18 protein-coding genes are annotated in these 16,041 nt (G+C 74.2%); 8 read left to right on the forward strand and 10 right to left on the reverse strand.

The genetic code is table 11. The features are described 5' to 3' along the window. Window positions 1-25: 25 nt before the first annotated feature. The 5 genes from B5P21_RS16560 to B5P21_RS07295 all read right to left on the reverse strand — a co-directional run bounded on the left by B5P21_RS16560 (window position 26) and on the right by B5P21_RS07295 (window position 4,500). Window positions 26-304, reverse strand: a complete 279-nt coding sequence (locus B5P21_RS16560; RefSeq protein WP_133064177.1) for a hypothetical protein — start codon at window positions 302-304, stop codon at window positions 26-28. Window positions 305-543: 239 nt separating this feature from the next. Then, window positions 544-753 carry a Panacea domain-containing protein gene (locus B5P21_RS17680; protein ID WP_094170982.1) on the reverse strand — a complete coding sequence of 70 codons (210 nt, stop codon included), beginning with the start codon at window positions 751-753 and terminating at the stop codon, window positions 544-546. Between the two features lie 248 nt (window positions 754-1,001). Beyond that, window positions 1,002-1,817 carry an SGNH/GDSL hydrolase family protein gene (locus B5P21_RS07285; protein ID WP_094170983.1) on the reverse strand — a complete coding sequence of 272 codons (816 nt, stop codon included), beginning with the start codon at window positions 1,815-1,817 and terminating at the stop codon, window positions 1,002-1,004. A gap of 115 nt (window positions 1,818-1,932) precedes the next feature. Beyond that, complete coding sequence (locus tag B5P21_RS07290) at window positions 1,933-2,961, reverse strand: LLM class flavin-dependent oxidoreductase (RefSeq protein WP_045528355.1); 1,029 nt, start codon at window positions 2,959-2,961, stop codon at window positions 1,933-1,935. Between the two features lie 99 nt (window positions 2,962-3,060). Beyond that, entirely contained in the window at window positions 3,061-4,500 is a 1,440-nt protein-coding gene (locus tag B5P21_RS07295; protein WP_045528353.1) for an MFS transporter, read from the reverse strand. A 100-nt stretch (window positions 4,501-4,600) separates the two neighbouring features. Between B5P21_RS07295 and B5P21_RS07300 the strand changes: the two genes are divergently transcribed. Beyond that, window positions 4,601-6,412: a gamma-glutamyltransferase family protein gene (locus B5P21_RS07300; protein WP_094170984.1), complete on the forward strand. Its 1,812-nt coding sequence runs from the start codon at window positions 4,601-4,603 to the stop codon at window positions 6,410-6,412. Continuing rightward, the gene (locus B5P21_RS07305; protein ID WP_094170985.1) at window positions 6,409-6,942 is read left to right on the forward strand and encodes an iron-sulfur cluster assembly scaffold protein; all 534 of its coding nucleotides are present in this window, start codon (window positions 6,409-6,411) and stop codon (window positions 6,940-6,942) included. The genes B5P21_RS07300 and B5P21_RS07305 overlap by 4 nt, the downstream gene beginning before the upstream one ends. A gap of 16 nt (window positions 6,943-6,958) precedes the next feature. On the opposite strand, the gene B5P21_RS07310 is transcribed toward B5P21_RS07305, so the two are convergent. After that, on the reverse strand, window positions 6,959-7,603 hold the full coding sequence (locus tag B5P21_RS07310; RefSeq protein WP_045528346.1) for a nucleotidyltransferase family protein: 645 nt from the start codon (window positions 7,601-7,603) through the stop codon (window positions 6,959-6,961). Between the two features lie 66 nt (window positions 7,604-7,669). Between B5P21_RS07310 and B5P21_RS07315 the strand changes: the two genes are divergently transcribed. The 4 genes from B5P21_RS07315 (at window position 7,670) to B5P21_RS07330 (ending at window position 10,011) form a co-directional block, all read left to right on the forward strand. Further along, window positions 7,670-8,038, forward strand: a complete 369-nt coding sequence (locus tag B5P21_RS07315) for a hypothetical protein (RefSeq protein WP_045528343.1) — start codon at window positions 7,670-7,672, stop codon at window positions 8,036-8,038. Then, window positions 7,932-8,639 carry a phosphatase PAP2 family protein gene (locus B5P21_RS07320; protein ID WP_236688665.1) on the forward strand — a complete coding sequence of 236 codons (708 nt, stop codon included), beginning with the start codon at window positions 7,932-7,934 and terminating at the stop codon, window positions 8,637-8,639. The genes B5P21_RS07315 and B5P21_RS07320 overlap by 107 nt, the downstream gene beginning before the upstream one ends. An 80-nt stretch (window positions 8,640-8,719) precedes the next feature. After that, window positions 8,720-9,208: a hypothetical protein gene (locus B5P21_RS16825; RefSeq protein ID WP_045528341.1), complete on the forward strand. Its 489-nt coding sequence runs from the start codon at window positions 8,720-8,722 to the stop codon at window positions 9,206-9,208. Beyond that, on the forward strand, window positions 9,148-10,011 hold the full coding sequence (locus B5P21_RS07330) for a sensor histidine kinase (RefSeq protein WP_094170986.1): 864 nt from the start codon (window positions 9,148-9,150) through the stop codon (window positions 10,009-10,011). The genes B5P21_RS16825 and B5P21_RS07330 overlap by 61 nt, the downstream gene beginning before the upstream one ends. On the opposite strand, the gene B5P21_RS07335 is transcribed toward B5P21_RS07330, so the two are convergent. The 4 genes from B5P21_RS07335 to B5P21_RS07350 all read right to left on the reverse strand — a co-directional run bounded on the left by B5P21_RS07335 (window position 9,935) and on the right by B5P21_RS07350 (window position 13,462). Next, entirely contained in the window at window positions 9,935-11,389 is a 1,455-nt protein-coding gene (locus B5P21_RS07335) for an amidohydrolase family protein (protein ID WP_094170987.1), read from the reverse strand. The genes B5P21_RS07330 and B5P21_RS07335 overlap by 77 nt on opposite strands. A 146-nt stretch (window positions 11,390-11,535) precedes the next feature. Next, window positions 11,536-12,153 carry a membrane protein gene (locus tag B5P21_RS07340; protein ID WP_045528338.1) on the reverse strand — a complete coding sequence of 206 codons (618 nt, stop codon included), beginning with the start codon at window positions 12,151-12,153 and terminating at the stop codon, window positions 11,536-11,538. A gap of 13 nt (window positions 12,154-12,166) precedes the next feature. Beyond that, window positions 12,167-12,745, reverse strand: a complete 579-nt coding sequence (locus tag B5P21_RS07345) for a hypothetical protein (RefSeq protein WP_045528337.1) — start codon at window positions 12,743-12,745, stop codon at window positions 12,167-12,169. An 87-nt stretch (window positions 12,746-12,832) separates the two neighbouring features. Continuing rightward, entirely contained in the window at window positions 12,833-13,462 is a 630-nt protein-coding gene (locus B5P21_RS07350) for a hypothetical protein (RefSeq protein WP_045528335.1), read from the reverse strand. A gap of 183 nt (window positions 13,463-13,645) precedes the next feature. Here B5P21_RS07350 and B5P21_RS07355 point away from each other — a divergent pair, with 183 nt between their 5' ends. Together B5P21_RS07355 and B5P21_RS07360 are read left to right on the forward strand one after the other, a co-directional pair. After that, window positions 13,646-14,752 carry an XdhC family protein gene (locus tag B5P21_RS07355; protein WP_045528333.1) on the forward strand — a complete coding sequence of 369 codons (1,107 nt, stop codon included), beginning with the start codon at window positions 13,646-13,648 and terminating at the stop codon, window positions 14,750-14,752. Further along, window positions 14,749-16,041 carry an APC family permease gene (locus B5P21_RS07360; RefSeq protein WP_045528331.1) on the forward strand — a complete coding sequence of 431 codons (1,293 nt, stop codon included), beginning with the start codon at window positions 14,749-14,751 and terminating at the stop codon, window positions 16,039-16,041. Before B5P21_RS07355 ends, B5P21_RS07360 begins: the two co-directional genes overlap by 4 nt.

The raw sequence follows: 16,041 nt of genomic DNA on the forward strand, positions 1-16,041 counted from the left end.
TGCCTACGAGATGCATAAACGCAGGTCAGCCCTTACCGTCAAAAGCCCGCCCAAACGTGAAGCCCAATGCTATAGTCGCAAACGTTCTTAGCATGTCGAAGCTCGCGTCCAAGTTCGCGCCATCAACCGAAGAGTGCCAATAATCAACTTGAGCAACTGCTATTGCTGCTACAATGCAAATGAGCGCGAGGATCATCGAGAAATTTAGCTTAATTCTTTCTATCCACCGGCGCTGAACTTTGTCCGGATCCTGTAGCTTCACGAGATGCTCTTCAGGAGTGCCGTCCGGCGTGTCGAAAGGCACGTCCTCCCTAGCGCTAGCTGGAACGCCGTCTTCTGTTAGCTCCATTTTACGCTAGATCGAGGTGTCGACGATAAGAGACGTCCTCGAGAATGTCCTCGGGTGATAGAGAAGCATCGTGTCTTTCATGCGCCTTAGTCCACGCCGCATCGCTCATGTGAGTGATGCGCGAGAGCTCTACTGCTGACAGATGCTTCCCTTTGCGCCAAACGCTGTCAATAGCGTCCCCGACGAGACGGTGCTTATCTATCATTGATAGAAAGGGCTTTTCCCCGGGCGTCTTTCGCGTACGTACGAATTCTACCTGCTCCATAGGAGCGAAATTCGTCATATACACTTCTTACGACGGGTCCATATTTCCACATCATAAATGGCTCACTCAATAAAGAGTCACTACCGGTTCGTTTCGCATACTCGCTAGCGGCGAAGTACAGTAGCTTTTGTAGCTTCATGGGGGAGACTTCTATGTCTTCCTCGAATGCGCGGCGGAGGATGTTGTTTGTTACTAAAGCGGGCGTAAAAGACAACTAGAGGCCTCCTTTCAGGGTCTGCGGCACTGTTGTTGATTGTAAGTTGTTCATCCGACATTGCTCGCAGTCAAGGCGGCAAGTCACGGGAACCCCAAATGACTGAGGCCCCAAAACGGGGGGGCTCTCTGGAGTGTGCTCTCCGTTGGGCACGACTGTCCAGGCGGGGTCGCTCACGACGGCGCGATCCGCTCCACCAGCAGCTCCGCCCACGCCCGGTAGACGCGGCCGTAGAGGGTGTCCTCGGGGTTCGGCGCCGTGAACTCGGGGATCCGCCAGGCCGGGAACGGCACGCTCTCGACCCGCTCGTGCCGCGCGACGACGCGGCGGGTGCTGCGGTTCAGCGCGTCGGCGTGGCGCCCGACGGGGCCGGCGATGAGCGACGGCGTGACGGGCGAGTTCTCGAGCGGCGGGACCTCCGTCACGAGCACGAGCGCTCCCGCGGGCATGCGCGACTGCATGCCCGTGATGCACGCGTCGAGCAGCGACTCCCACAGCGGCGTCGGGGTGTGGCGGATGGCGTCGCCGATGCCGAGCGCGAGGACGGCGACGTCGGTGCTCGCCCAGGCGGGGAACGCGTCGAGGCCCGCGCGCCAGGAGCGCACGGTGAAGTCGGGGAAGGACTGCACCGACCAGAAGACGCCGCGGCCGGTGCGGACGGCGAGCTTGTGCGCGACCTGCCCGGCGACCCCGAGGTCGTGCGACACGGTCTGGTAGCCCACCGCGGTGCCCTCGCCCACGACGGCCAGGCCGTAGGGATCCGGCCCCGGCAGCGAGCCCGTGGGGGAGTCGCGCGGGAAGGTGGCGCGCCGCATCTCGCGGTAGAGCACGCGGTACTGGATGCGCCCGATCGTCGCCGACCGGAGCGACGCGAGCGGGCCGGTCGAGAGCGCCCGCGAGCCCGCCGCGGGGTGGGCCTCCGGTGCGCCGTGCGGGTCCGCGGCGTCGCCGCGACCCGGGTCGTCGTCGGAGGGCGGTGCGCCGGTCATCGCAGCCCGTCCCGTCCGTCGCGACGCCCCCGGAATGGGGACGATCGCAGGATATCCCGCGCGCGGGCACCCCCTCCACCGCGACCGGCGCGGAGGGGGTGCCCGGGACGCCGGATCAGGCCAGGATGTCGCGCACCATGGGCGCGACGATCGTGCCGTAGCGCTCGATCCCGCCCATCATCCGCTCGTGCGAGAACGGGCCCGCGCTGTACTTGAGGTCGAAGCGCGTGGCGCCCACGGCCTTCAGCGTCGCGGCGATCTTGCGGGCGACGGTCTCCGGGGATCCGACATACAGCGAGCCGTGCTCGATCTCCTGCTCGTAGGAGGCGCGGGCGAGCGGCGGCCAGCCGCGGTCCTTGCCGATGCGGGCGTGCATCACCTGGTAGTCGGGGAAGAAGGCCTCGCGGGCCTCGGCGTCGGTCTCGCCCACGTAGCCGGGCGAGTGGATCCCGACGGGCAGGCGCGGCTGCTCGAGCTGGTCGAGGGCGCGCGCGAACAGGTCGGCGTAGGGCGCGAAGCGGTGCGGCTCGCCGCCGATGATCGCGAGCATGAGCGGGAAGCCGTGGCGCGCGGCGCGCACGACCGACTCGGGGCTGCCGCCGACGCCCACCCAGGTCGTGATGCCGTTGGCCGTCTTCGGGAACACGTCGTGCTCGGTGAGGCCGGCGCGCGTCGAGCCGCTCCAGGTGACGGGCGTCTCCTTCACGAGCTCGGCGAAGAGGCCGAGCTTATCCTCGAAGAGGCGCTCGTAGTCGCTCAGCTCGTAGCCGAACAGCGGGAACGACTCGGTGAAGGAGCCGCGGCCGAGGATGACCTCCGCGCGCCCGTTCGAGACCGCGTCGAGGGTCGCGAAGCGCTGGAAGACGCGCACCGGGTCGTCCGAGCTGAGGACCGTGACGGCGGATCCGAGGCGGATGCGCTCCGTCTTCGCGGCGATGGCGGCGAGCGCGACCTCGGGGGAGGAGATCGCGTAGTCGTCGCGGTGGTGCTCGCCGAGGCCGATGAAGTCGATGCCGACCTGGTCGGCCAGCACGCCCTCGGCGACGACGTTGCGGATCACCTCGGCGTAGGGCAGCTCGCGGCCGTCCGGTCCGACCGTGACGTCGCCGAACGTGTCCAGTCCGAGCTCGATCTCCTGCGCCATGCTGTGCCATGCTTCCCTGTCCATGCGAACGTATGCATCTGGGTCAACTGTAGGGGCGGGGTCGGCATTCCCGCGAATCGGGCGGGCGGCGCCCGCGGGTCAGCCGGCCGCGGGCTCGGCGCGCGCGATCTCGGTGTCCTCGACGCGCGACTCCGGCATCAGCAGGCCCGCGACGACGGTCGCGAGCGCGCACACGCCGACCGCGAGGAACACGGCGCCGGACGCGGCGATCACCGCGTCCGGATCCCTCTGCCCGCCGGCCGACACGGCGAAGATCGCGTTGGCGATCGCCCCGAACACGGCCACGCCCACGGCGCTGCCGATCGAGCGCGCGAAGAGGTTCGCGCCCGTGACGACGCCGCGCTCGCCCCAGCCGACGCTCGACTGCGCGCCGATGAGGCTCGGGGTCGCGACGAGGCCGAGACCCAGGCCCACGACGAAGCAGCCGGCCGCGATCCCGGCGAGCGTGGGGGTGCCGGCGAGCAGCGCGATGGATCCGGTGCCCACGATCGTGAGCGCCATGCCGATGAGCACGGTGCGGCGGAACCCGATGCGGAGGTACAGGCGGCCCGAGAGCGACGCCGAGATCGGCCAGCCGATCGTGAGCGCCGCGAGCGCCAGGCCGGAGACGAGCGGCGTGACGCGGAGCGACCCCTCGAGGTAGGTGGGCACGTAGGAGGTGAGGCCGATGAGTATCGCGCCGACGCCGAGCGACACGAGCGTGGTCGTGAGCAGCAGGCGGCGCGAGAACACCCAGAGCGGCAGCACGGGCTCGGCGGCGCGGCGCTCGACCAGCAGGAACGCCACGATCAGCACGGCACCGACCGCGAACGCGCCGATGCTCGGCACGGAGTCCCACGCCCACGCCTGGCCGCCCTCGAGCACCGCGAGGATGAGGAGGCTGAGGCCCACCGTGAGGAGCACGGCGCCGGCGTAGTCGACGCGGTGCTTCGTGCGCTCGATGGACTCGTGGAAGCGGCGGACGATCATCCACCCGGCGAGGAGGCACAGCGGGACGTTGACGAAGAAGATCCAGCGCCAGGTCGTGAACTCGGAGAACACGCCGCCGAGGGTCGGGCCGACCACGCTCGAGACCGCCCACACGCTCGCGAGGTAGCCCTGCGTCTTCGCGCGCTCGGCGACCGTGTAGATGTCGCCCGCGATCGTGATCGCCATGGGCTGCACCGCTCCGGCGCCGAGGCCCTGGATCGCGCGGGCCGCGATGAGCGCCGGCATGCTCCACGCGACCCCGCACAGCACGGATCCCACGAGGAACAGCCCGATGCCGACGAGGATGATCGGCTTCCGCCCCACGGTGTCGCTGAGCTTCGCGTACAGCGGCACCGACACCGCCTGCGCGAGCAGGTAGATGGAGAACAGCCACGGGAACGAGGCGAAGCCGCCGAGGTCGTCCACGATGGACGGCACCGCGGTGGCGAGGATGGTCGAGTCGATGGTCACGAGGCCCGTCGTCATCATCAGGGCGATGAGGATGGGTCCGCGCTCGGATCGGAATCCGACGCCAGTGGTGTCAGTCATGGGCCTCCCGGGTCGAACGGTGAACGAGCGCGAGGTCGTCGGCATTCCCCCGACGCGCGATCGATGTGGTCGACTGGGACCCCCACCGGAAGGACCCCGAGTGACATTCCGCGCGCCCGACGCATTCACCACCCGACCCACGCTCCGCGGCACGTTCGGCATGAGCGCCTCCACGCACTGGCTCGCGTCCGGCACCGGCCAGGCCGTGCTCGAGCGCGGCGGCAACGCGTTCGACGCCGCGGTCGCGAGCGCGTTCGTGCTGCACGTCGTGGAGCCGCACCTCAACGGTCCTGGCGGCGACATGACCGCCGTCGTGCACGTCGCGGGGGAGGACGCGCCGAAGCTGCTCATGGGGCAGGGATCCGCGCCCGCCGCCGCGACGCCCGAGCGCTTCCGCCAGGAGGGCCTCGACCGGGTCCCCGGCGCCGGCGCGCTCGCCGCGGCCGTGCCCGCCGCCGTCGACGCGTGGCTGCTGCTGCTGCGCGACCACGGCACGTGGGAGCTCGCCGACGTGTGGGCCTTCGCGATCGGGTACGCGCGCGACGGGCACCCGATGCTCGAGCGCGTGGCCCGCACCATCGGCGGCGTCGCCGAGGTGTTCCGCGACCACTGGCCCGCGTCCGCCGCGTTCTGGATGCCGGACGGCCGCGTGCCCGACGCCGACGCGCTCGTGCGCAATCCGCCGTGGGCGGCGGCGATGGAGCGGATCCTCGCCGAGGCGTCGACCGCCGCCGGTCCGGACGCGACGCGGGAGCAGCGCATCGAGGCGGCGCGCACGGTCTGGGCCGAGGGCTTCGTCGCGGAGGAGATGGTCGCGAGCGTGCAGGACCCGCACCGGCACTCCACGGGCGCCGACCACGTGGGGCTCCTCACCGCCGCGGACCTCGCCGGCTCGCGCGCGTCGTGGGAGGACGCCGTGTCGGTCGAGTTCCGCGGCCTCCGGATCTGGAAGACCGACGCGTGGGGCCAGGGGCCGACGCTGCTGCAGGCGCTGATGATCCTCGACGGGTTCACGGACGAGGAGATCGACCCGGCGACGGCCGCCGGGATCCACCGCGTCATCGAGGCGCAGAAGCTCGCGCTGGCCGACCGCGAGGCGTACTACGGCGACGCCGTGCCGGGCGGCGCGCCCCTCGACGTGCTGCTCTCGCCCGAGTACGCGGCCGAGCGGCGCGCGCTCATCACCGACGGGGCCTCGCACGAGCTGCTCCCCGGACGTGTCGACGGCGTCGAGCCGTTCCTCCCGCCGCTCGTGGTCGAGGGCGACGCGCCCGCGTCCGCCGGCGGCACGGGCGAGCCGACGGTCTCCCGCGCGGGCGAGACCCGCGGCGACACCTGCCACCTCGACATCGTGGACCGGTGGGGCAACATGATCTCCGCCACGCCCTCCGGCGGATGGCTCCAGTCGTCGCCGTTCATCCCGTCGCTCGGCTTCTGCCTCGGCACGCGCCTGCAGATGACGTGGCTCGAGCCCGGTGGCCCGTCGTCGCTCGTGTCCGGGCGCCGGCCGCGCACGACGCTGACGCCCACCCTGATCACCCGCGACGGCGAGCCCGTCGAGGCGCTCGGCTCGCCCGGCGGCGACCAGCAGGACCAGTGGCAGCTGCCGTACCTGCTGCGCACGATCGTCGGCGGCTTCAGCCCGCAGCAGGCCGTGGACGCGCCGACCTTCCACACCACGAGCGTCCCCGGATCCTTCTGGCCGCGCACCTGGATGCCCGGCGGCCTCGTGGTCGAGGGGCGCGTGGGCGACGACGTGATCACCGACCTCCGGGCCCGCGGGCACGAGGTGGAGGTCGTCGGCGACTGGACGCTCGGCCGGCTCTCGGCCGTGACGCGGGATCCCGCCACCGGCCTCCTCGGCGCCGCGGCCAACCCGCGTGGGGCGCAGGGGTACGCGGTCGGGCGATGACGCTCGACCGGCAGATCGCGTCGGCGCCCATCGCGGACCACGCGCGGCGCCGCGTCGGGAGCGACGCGGCGCTGCGGGCCGCGTCGGCGCCCGGGCGGTTCGTGGCGGAGCCCGACGCCGCGACCCCGTCGGCCGGCGTCGTGCTCGGCGCGTCGGAGCAGCGGAACGCGACCTGCGGCGACGTGGTCGACCTCCGGGTGCTCGCGGTGGATCCCGCGCGCCCGCCCGTCGACCCGGCCGCGGCCGTGGATGCCGCCGAGCGCATCGCCGTCCGCTGGCACGGGCGCGGCTGCACGGTCTCGCAGGCGTCGGCGTCCATGCTCGCCGAGCTCGTCGAGGGGCGGACGGCCGTCGAGGCGTCGGCGCTCGTCGTGGAGCTGCGAGCGCTGATCCGCTCCCACGAGCTCCGGCCCGGCGCCGAGGACCGCCTCGGCGACGCCTTCGCCCTCGCGGACTCCGGCCGCTACCCGCTCCGCGGCACGTGCGCCCTGCTCGCCTGGCACGCGCTCGAGGAGGCGCTCGCGCGCTGAGGAGGACGGCGGCGGATCAGGAGTCGCCGCGTCGAGGACACCGGTCGACGTCCTCGCCGGAGCTGAGATCGGCCGCCTCGACGAGGTGGGCATCGCGCGCGGCCAGGTAGGCGCGGGCGCCGGCGTCGCCGTGCACCTCGGCCGCGAGCGGGGCCCAGCGGGCGCGACCGAGGAGGGCCGGGTGACCGGGGCGGCCGCGGAAGACCGCCTGGCGCAGGGTCGTGGGATCCACCGGGGCGGCGTCGAGGACGCGGCGCACCGTGGCCGCGTCGAGGCCGGGCACGTCGACCGGCGCGACGGCGAGCGCGACGGGTGGGGGATCCAGCGCCGTGGCCGCCCGGAGCGCCGCGCGCAGGGAGGCGGACATGCCGTCGGCCCAGTCGTCGGCGCGCACGACGACGGCGTCGGCCGACTCGGGGAGCGTGTCGAGCAGCGCCGCGGCCTCGTCGGCGGAGGCGCCGAGCACGACCAGCACGGGCGAGCAGCCCGCGTCGGCGAGCGCGCGGATCGCGGTCGCGAGCCACGGCGTGCCGTCCGGATGCGTCGCCAGCGCCTTGGGTCCGCCGAAGCGGGTGCCGGCGCCGGCGGCGAGCACGACGCCCGCGATCCCGGCGGCCCGCCGCCCGTCGTCGGCCGCCTCCCGTGATCCCGACTCCGCCATCCGCCCATGCTAGGAGCGCGCCCGCCGTCCCCCGCCCTCCCCGGCCGCGCGGCCTACGCTCGATCCATGGATCCCGACACCGCCTCCGCGCTCGCCCTCACCCTGTCGCTCGGCGTGCCCGTGCTCGCGATCCTCGTCGCCGTGGTCCTCGCCGTCGCCCGGGCCCGCGGGGCCGGCTGGGGCTGGTACATCGTGGGCTGCACGGTCGTCGCGCTCATGCTCGCGCTGGGCCTCGCGATCCTCGCGACGTGGTCGGCGCAGACGGGCCTCGGCTACCTCGACGAGGGCGCCAGCACGTTCGGGATCGTCCTGATGGGCATCCTCGGCGGTGTCGCCACCTTCGTCGTGGGCCTCGTCGCGGGCGTCGTCGGCCTCATCGCCGCCGCGGTCCGCCCGCGCGACCGCGTGCCGTCCTCCGCGCTCGTCCACGGGTGACCCGGCCCGCGGGCCCCGGCATCGCCCCACCGGCGACCGCCTGCCGTCCCGCCGACGCCCCGCACGCGCTCGCCGGCCGGGCCGCGTCGCCCGCGCCGCGACCGGCGTCGCGACCCGCGTCGGCCCCTCCGGCACCTTCGCCGCGTTCCTGGTCCTCGGTCTCCTCGTCATCACCGCCGCGTCGAGCCTGTTCGCGGGCCTCTACGTCGCCGGGATCGACGACGACGGCGTCGCGCTCCTCGACGAGCCCGCGCTGCACCTCGCGACGGACGTCCGCTCGCCGTGGCTCGACACCGCCGTCACCGTCTTCACGGAGGCCGCGGGCGTGTACGCCGTGCCGATCGTGAGCGTCGCCGGGATCGTCGCGTACCTGCTCGTGCTCCGGCAGATGCGGCGGGCGACGCGCGTGCTCACCTACGTCATCGCGATGGCGTTCGCCGCGTCCGTGAGCCTCAGCCGCGTCTACCTGGGTCACCACTGGCTGACCGACGTCATCGCGGGATGGCTGCTGGCCCTCGCCTGGCTCGCCGTCGTCGTCGTGGCGCACCGCGTGCGGCTGCGGCTGATGGAGCCGCGCGAGCGGGACGCGGACGGGACGTGACCGGACGCCGCCTCGTCCCTTCGGATGACGTCGGGCGCCGGGCCTCGGATCCCGGGTGCGCCCACCCCTAGCGTGAGGGCATGCGCCCCCGCCACCTCTCCCGCCTCCGGCCGCTGCTGGAGCCCGTCGCCGGATCCGTGTTCCTCGTGCTCTGGGTCGTCGCGGAGATCGGCCGGAACACGGGCCTCGCGAGCTTCGGCTTCTACGTGATGCTCGGCCTCTACACGCTCGCGATGGCCGTCGCACGGGTCGCTCCGAGGTGGGCGCTCGGGATCGTCGCGGTCGTGCCGTTCCTGCAATTGCTCGGCGCCGCGGGCGTGGCACCGCTGCAGCGGCTCGTCGCCCCGCTCGAGTCGACGTCGTGGCCCATCGCGGGCTCGGCGGTCTTCGTCGCGTTCGCCGTGGGGCTGTCGGGCGGCACGCCCATCCGCATCGCCGCGGCCGCCGTCGGGGTCCTGCACGCGGCCTGCGTGGGCTTCGCGATCGCGTCGGGCGGGCGCTGGCCGTCGTGGACCGGTACGGCGAGACGTCCATCGGCCGCGGCAGCGTCTCGCTGCAGTGGGCGCTGATCCTCTCGGGCGTCGCCGCCTCCCTCTACCTCGCGGCGCTCGGGCTGGGCATCGCCCTGCAGCTCGGCGGCCGGGGCCTGCAGGTCCGCGAGCGGCTCGAGGTCGCCGAGGCGGACCTCGAGGTCGCGGGCGTCGAGCTGCGGATCGCGCAGGAGCGCAGCGGCATCGCGCAGGAGGTGCACGACGTGCTGGCGCACTCGCTCGCGGTGGTGGTCGCCGTGGCGGACGGGTCGCGGTTCCTGCGCGAGACCCGCCCGGAGACGACCGAGGAGGCGCTGCGCGAGATCGCGGGGACGGCCCGGTCGGCGCTGCTGGACCTGCGCGGCCTCACCGAGGAGCTCACCGACGACGCGCACCGGCCGCAGCCCGGCCTCGCCGACCTGCCCGCGCTGATCCGCGGCATGGCGGCGACCGGGATGCGCGTCGACCTCCGCACGAGCGGGCGGCCCGGCGGGCTCACGCCGTCGCAGCAGCTCAGCGTCTACCGCATCGTGCAGGAGAGCCTGACGAACGCGCTCAAGCACACGCGCGGGACGGCCACCGTCGACGTCTCGTTCGTCGGGGAGAGGCCGGGCCTCGCGCTGACGGTGCGGAGCCGCGGATCCGAGCCCGAGCCGGAGCCGGCCTCGACGCTGCCCCCGGCCCGGTCGCGCGAGCCGGGCGCAGATCGTCGTGCACGCGTACGAGACCCGGCTGCTGACCTCCTGACGCGGGTCGCGGGCGACGTCAGCCCGCCGACACCCGCCGCCCCTGCACGTGCACGCCCGCGATGGCCGGCTCGCGCAGGCCCATCAGCAGCGTGAACAGGATCTGGTCGGTGGCGCGGGCGTCGTCGTCCGCGCGGATCCCGTGGGCGAGCGTGAGGGCGAGCGGCTCCCAGAGGTCCGGCCTGATCGTGAGGAAGTCGGCGTCCTTGCCCACGTCGAGGTTGCCGTAGCGGTCCTCCATGTCGAGCGCGCGGGCGCCGGCGAGCGTGCCGGTGAAGAGGAGCTCGGCCGCGCCGATCTCCACTCCCGCGTCACCCGGCTCCGACAGGTGCACCTTGAACGCGTCGTTGAGCACGCGGGAGACGAGCCACTCGTCGCCGGCGCCCACGTCGGATCCGATCGCCACGTTCACGCCCGACGCGACCGTGCGCCGCCACGGCATGGTGCCGCTCCCGAGGAACTGCTGCGACGTCGGGCAGTGCGCGATGCTGCTGCCGGTCTCGGCGAGGCGCGCGAGCTCGGAGTCCTGGCAGTGCACCGCGTGGGCGAACACGCTGCGGCGGCCGAGGAGGCTGGATCCGCCCCGCGCGGACCCGGGCAGGAAGAGCCCGTCGTAGGTGTCGAGGTAGGTGTCGGTGCCGAAGACCTCGCGGACGGCGGCGATCTCGCCCGTGCCCGGCCGGTCGTTCTCGTTGAGGTGCGAGTGGAAGTGGACGCCCTCGCCGCGCGCCACGTCGTACAGCTCGCCGAGGCCGCGGAGCGTCGTCGGCGTCACCGAGAGGCTGAAGCGCGGCACGATCGCGACCTGGAGCATGGCCGTCGTCGCGTCGCCGGTGTCGACGGCGTGCCAGCGGTCGATCTCCGCGCACGACAGCGCGATCGCGTCCTCCTCCGAGGTGAGCAGCGGGGTAGCGGGGCCGGAGCCGACCGTCTGGATCCCGCGGCCGCTCACCAGCCGCAGCCCGGCGTCGCGGGAGGCCTCGAACAGGGCGTCCTGGGCGTGGGGGAACGCGGATCCGAACACGAGCGCGCTCGTCGTGCCCGCCATGACCCGGCGCCGCGTGAAGTCGGCCGCGATCATGCGCGCGAAGCCCTCGTCCTCGAGCCGCGCCTCGGACGGGAACACGCACGAGTCGAGCCACTCGAGGAGCTGGCCGCCGCCGTGCGCGCTCGTCGTGTACGTCTGCGGGAAGTGCACGTGCGCGTCGACGAACCCGGGGATGAGGAAGTCGGACGCGTCGCCGTGCACGGGCGCGTCGGCGAAGGCGGCCGGGAGCTCGCGGAACGGGCCGACCCAGGCGATGCGGCCGGCGTCGTCGACCGCGAGCGCGCCGTCGGGGACGGAGACGAGGTGGCGGCGGGCGTCCTGCACGAGGGGCGATCCCGTGATGTGGAGCACGTGGCCGCGGTGGACGGCGCGGCGGGCGGCCGGGGCGGACGCGTCGGGGGATGGCGTGGTGCGGGGGTCGCTCATGCGGATCCGTTCGCTCGGATGGTGCGTGACGGGGCGGGACGGCGTGGCGGCGGTGCAGCGGGCGCGGTCCCCGGACGATGTTCGACCGCGGCCGCGCGCCGGGCATCCGACACGCCGCGCGGGACGGCCGCGCTCAGGTAGCCGTCCTACTCCTGCTCCGCCGGCTCGTCGTCGCGGCCGCCGGCGTCGTGCCGTCTCGCGATCCGGGCCTCCTCCGCGAGCAGCGGCTGGAGGAGGGCGTCGATGCGTTCCAGCCGACGGCGGCGCACGGTGGCCATGCCCGCGACCGCGACGGCGATCGCCGCCGGCAGCGACCAGGCGTACGGCGGCCCGCCGGGCACCCCGAGCGCGATCGTGCCGATGAGGAGCACGGCCGCGACGAGCACCGCCCACGGTCCGCCGAGCTGGTCGTGCACCTCGCGGCGGCGGAGCAGGAGGAACCGCCACGAGTCGGCGTCGGCGTCGGCCGGCAGGTGGCCGTCGTCGATCGCCTCGGACACGTCGACCCAGCGCAGGCGCGATGGCGTTCCGCGGCGCCGCAGGGAGAACCCGACCGTGATGATGAGGCCCGCGACCGCGCCGACCGTGAGCGTCCCGAGGAGCAGCCCCACCTCGAGCTCGCGGCCGAACCCGACCCGCGTGTAGGTCATGACCGCGGCGTAGGCGAGGGCGATGCCCATCCCGGGGACGATCGCCGGGGCGTCGGCGAGCCGACGGCGGAGGCGTCGCCACCAGGTGGTCGGCGGGGGCGCGGTGTCGTCCACGGTCGGCCGCGGGTCAGGCGTCGGCGTGACGCGTGGGCGCGGCGTCCGCGGCAGCCCCGCTCGCCCCGTCGCGCGCGCGGAGCTGGCCCAGCAGGTCGTCGATGCGGGGCAGGGCGCGGCGCGCCTGCACGATGCTGACGGCGCCGAGCACGAGGAACGCGACCACGATGATCCAGCCGGCGGGGGAGTCCGGGCTCACGACGACCGCCGCGACGCCCATCGCGACCAGCACCGCGACGAGCACGGGCATCAGCCACATCGACCGACGGAACTGCCGACGCCGCCACTCGAGGGCGGGGATCCACGCGGCGGGGTCGGCGTCGGGCGGCAGCTGCCGGCTCGTCAGCGACGTGGTCACCTCGGCCATCGTGTCGGCCCCGCCGCTGCGACGGCGCTGACGGGCGATGACGAACGTCATCACGCCGGCGATGGACAGCGAGCTGACGAGGGTCGAGATCATGCGGCCGGGCGAGAGGGCGTCGTCGAGCAGGAGGGGCCCGATCAAGGTGCGGACGACGAAGACGGTGGCCGCGAGGACGAGGAACACGATCCCCAGGGGAGCCCGCTGGAACCGGTCCGACAGGGCCTTCATGCGGTGGGGCCGGACGTGCGGCGGGTCGTCGGGGTCATGCTCGCTCCTCGGGTTCGCGGGGCGCCCGGTCGTCGCGCGCGCTGCACATTATCCAGCAGCCGGGGGAATCCGGTCGCCGGGGGACGGCGGCGCCCAGCCGGCACGGCGCTCCCCGTCGGCGTGGGCCTGCTCCTGCAGCGGGATGAGCAGGGCGTCGACGGCGTCGCGGCGGCGGCCGCGGGAGACGATCAGCACGGCGGCCCAGGAGACGAAGACCGCGAGGAACACGATCCCGGCGACGGCCCGGTCGCCGCTCGCCCCGTTCAGGAACGTCAGGGCCACGACGGCGACCAGCGCGATCGGCACGAGCGACGCCTCCTGCCGGATCTCCGCGCGGCGTCGTTCCAGCGCCGCGAGCCAGGCGCCGGGGTCCGCGCCCGCCGGGAGCTCGCCGTCCTCCGCGGCCTCGGACACCTCGACCCAGCTGGGGGTGCGCGCCCAGCGGCGACCTCGGATGCGGCGCGAGCCGATCATCAGCGCGCCGAACACGAGCGCGAGGCCGGCGCGGAGGAGCAGGACGAAGCCGACCTCGTTCCACCCGGCGAAGTCGATGAGGGTCAGGAACCCGAAGTAGAGGGCGGCGACGGCCAGCACCTGCACGACCGCGGGCGCGTCGGCCCACGCGCGGCGGATCCGCCGGAACAGCGGCTGCGGGCGGTCGGGTGCCGTCGGGGTCATGCGGCCTCCTCGGGCACGGCGGATGCGCGCGCGTCGCCGGAGGAGGATCCCCCCGGCATCCGCGTCCCACCCTACGCAGGGGCCGTGCGAGGCTTGACGCGGGCGGTACGATCGCGATCCCGCGGGCCGCCGCCCTCCCGCCCGTCCCGCGCCCGCCCCTCGGCGCTGCCACCCGGAGGTGCCGTGCTCGAGATCGCCGACGAGGTGCTCGACGCCCTCGCCGACGGCCGCCGCCTCGCCGTCGCGTGCGTCACCGACGTGCTCGGCAGCGCGCCGCGGACGGCCGGCACCACGATGGCGGTCGACGACCGGGGCCGGGTCATCGGATCCATCTCCGGCGGCTGCGTCGAGGGCGCGGTCGTCGAGGTGGCCCAGGGGGTGCTCGACGACGGGGCGCCCGCGCTCACGTCCTTCGGCGTCAGCGACGACGACGCGTTCCAGGTCGGCCTCACGTGCGGCGGGCGGATCGGCGTGGTGGTCGTGGAGGTCGCGCCCGTCGACGACGCGCGGTCGCCCGTGCCCGAGGCCGTGCGCGCCGCCCTCGAGGACGCCCGCGCCGGCCGCGCCGCGTCGCTCGCGCTCGTGCTGGAGGGGCCGGCCGTCGGCACGTGGATCACGAGCGCGCCCGACGCCGCGGCGGATGCGGCTGTGGGCGCCGACCCCGCCCGGCGGATCCGCGCGGAGCTCGCCGCCCGCCTCGCCGCCGGCCGCTCGGGCACGACGGAGGTCGACTGCGCCGACGGACCCCTGCGTGTCCTGCACCTCGTCGCCGCGCCGCCGCCGCGCCTCCTCGTCTTCGGCGCCGTCGACTTCTCCTCCGCCCTCGCCGACGCGGCCGCGCTCCTCGGCTACCGCGTCACCGTGTGCGACGCCCGGTCGGCCTTCGCGACCCGCGCGCGCTTCCCGTCCGCGCACGAGGTCGTCGCCGAGTGGCCGGACGAGTACCTCGCGCGCACCGCGGTCGACGCCCGCACCGTGATCTGCGTGCTCACCCACGACGACCGCTTCGACGTGCCGCTCCTCGTCGCCGCGCTCCGGCTGCCGGTCGCGTTCGTCGGGGCGATGGGATCCCGCACCACCGACGTGCGCCGCCGCGCGCTGCTCGTGGCGGAGGGCGTGACGGAGGCGGAGCTCGCGCGGCTGCGCTCGCCCATCGGCCTCGACATCGGCGCGTCGACGCCCCAGGAGACGGCCGTCTCGATCCTCGCGGAGGTGCTCGCCGCGCGCGCCGGGTCCGCGGGCGCGCCGCTGACCACGACCACCGGACCGATCCACGGGGAGACCGCATGACCGCCGCATCCGCATCCGCCGCGGCGCAGCCCGGTCTCGCCCGCCGCCTCGGCCTCTTCGACGCCACCGTGCTCGGCCTCGGCGCGATGATCGGCGCCGGCATCTTCGCCGTCATGCCCGCCGCTGCCCGCGCGGCCGGCGGTGGGCTCCTCGTCGGCCTCGCGATCGCCGCCGTCGTCGCGTTCTGCAACGCCACCGCATCGGCCCAGCTCGCCGCCCGCTACCCGTCGTCCGGGGGCTCGTACCTCTACGGCCGGGAGCGGCTGGGGGAGTGGCCGGGCTTCCTCGCGGGCTGGTCGTTCGTGATCGGCAAGACCGCGAGCTGCGCGGCCATGGCCCTCACGTTCGCCGCGTACGCGGTGCCCGCGGCATGGCAGCGGCCCGTCGCCGCGCTCGCCGTCGTCGCCCTCGCGGTGGTCGGCTGCCTCGGCGTGACCCGCACCGCCCGGCTCGCCCGCGTGATCATCACGGTGGTCCTCGCGGTGATCGCGCTCGTGCTGGTCGCCGGGCTCGTCGCGGGCGGACCGAGCGCCGCGACGGGGCCGGTGACGGGCGTCGTCGACACGACCCCCTACGGCGTCCTCCAGTCCGCCGGGCTCCTGTTCTTCGCCTTCGCGGGGTACGCGCGCATCGCGACCATGGGGGAGGAGGTGCGGGATCCGGCCCGCACCATCCCGCGCGCGATCCTCCTCGCGCTCGGCGGCGCGCTCGTCGTCTACGCGCTCGTGGCCGTGACGCTCCTCGGGGTGCTCGGGGAGGCGCGGCTCGGCGGATCCACCGCACCGCTCGCCGACGTCGTGCGCGACGCGGGCTGGGCCTGGGCGGTGCCGGTCGTCGGCGTGGGCGCCGCGGCCGCGTGCCTCGGCGCGCTGCTGGCGCTGCTCGCCGGGATCGGGCGCACGTCGCTCGCGATGGCGCGCGAAGGGGACCTGCCGCGCGCGCTCGCCGTCGTGCACCCGCGATACCGCGTGCCGCAGCGGGCCGAGATCGCGGTGGCCGTGGTCGTCGTCGCGCTCGTGCTGACAGTGGACCTCCGCGGCGTCGTCGGCTTCTCGTCCTTCGGCGTGCTGCTGTACTACGTCGTCGCGAATGCCGCGGCCTTCACGCAGGAGCGCGCGGACCGGCGGTACCCGCGGGCGCTGCAGGTGCTGGGTGCCGTCGGGTGCCTGGTGCTCGTGGCGACGCTGCCGGGGGCGTCGATCGCCGGGGGCGTCGGCGTGCTGCTGGTCGGCGCGGTCGGTCGGGCGGTCGTGCTGGCCCGACGCCGCCGCGTTGCCGCCTCGCGCTGA

It is taken from the genome of Clavibacter michiganensis subsp. insidiosus, assembly GCF_002240565.1.
Classification (GTDB): domain Bacteria; phylum Actinomycetota; class Actinomycetes; order Actinomycetales; family Microbacteriaceae; genus Clavibacter; species Clavibacter insidiosus.

Excerpts from the sequence above, each read along its gene's own strand:
- B5P21_RS07350 (WP_045528335.1), bottom strand. The coding sequence starts at position 13,462 with ATGACCCCGACGGCACCCGACCGCCCGCAGCCGCTGTTCCGGCGGATC.
- B5P21_RS07305 (WP_094170985.1), top strand. The coding sequence starts at position 6,409 with ATGACGCTCGACCGGCAGATCGCGTCGGCGCCCATCGCGGACCACGCG.
- B5P21_RS07290 (WP_045528355.1), bottom strand. The coding sequence starts at position 2,961 with ATGGCGCAGGAGATCGAGCTCGGACTGGACACGTTCGGCGACGTCACG.
- B5P21_RS07315 (WP_045528343.1), top strand. The coding sequence starts at position 7,670 with ATGGATCCCGACACCGCCTCCGCGCTCGCCCTCACCCTGTCGCTCGGC.
- B5P21_RS16825 (WP_045528341.1), top strand. The coding sequence starts at position 8,720 with ATGCGCCCCCGCCACCTCTCCCGCCTCCGGCCGCTGCTGGAGCCCGTC.
- B5P21_RS07285 (WP_094170983.1), bottom strand. The coding sequence starts at position 1,817 with ATGACCGGCGCACCGCCCTCCGACGACGACCCGGGTCGCGGCGACGCC.
- B5P21_RS17680 (WP_094170982.1), bottom strand. The coding sequence starts at position 753 with ATGAAGCTACAAAAGCTACTGTACTTCGCCGCTAGCGAGTATGCGAAA.
- B5P21_RS07310 (WP_045528346.1), bottom strand. The coding sequence starts at position 7,603 with ATGGCGGAGTCGGGATCACGGGAGGCGGCCGACGACGGGCGGCGGGCC.
- B5P21_RS07360 (WP_045528331.1), top strand. The coding sequence starts at position 14,749 with ATGACCGCCGCATCCGCATCCGCCGCGGCGCAGCCCGGTCTCGCCCGC.
- B5P21_RS07335 (WP_094170987.1), bottom strand. The coding sequence starts at position 11,389 with ATGAGCGACCCCCGCACCACGCCATCCCCCGACGCGTCCGCCCCGGCC.
- B5P21_RS07345 (WP_045528337.1), bottom strand. The coding sequence starts at position 12,745 with ATGAAGGCCCTGTCGGACCGGTTCCAGCGGGCTCCCCTGGGGATCGTG.
- B5P21_RS07295 (WP_045528353.1), bottom strand. The coding sequence starts at position 4,500 with ATGACTGACACCACTGGCGTCGGATTCCGATCCGAGCGCGGACCCATC.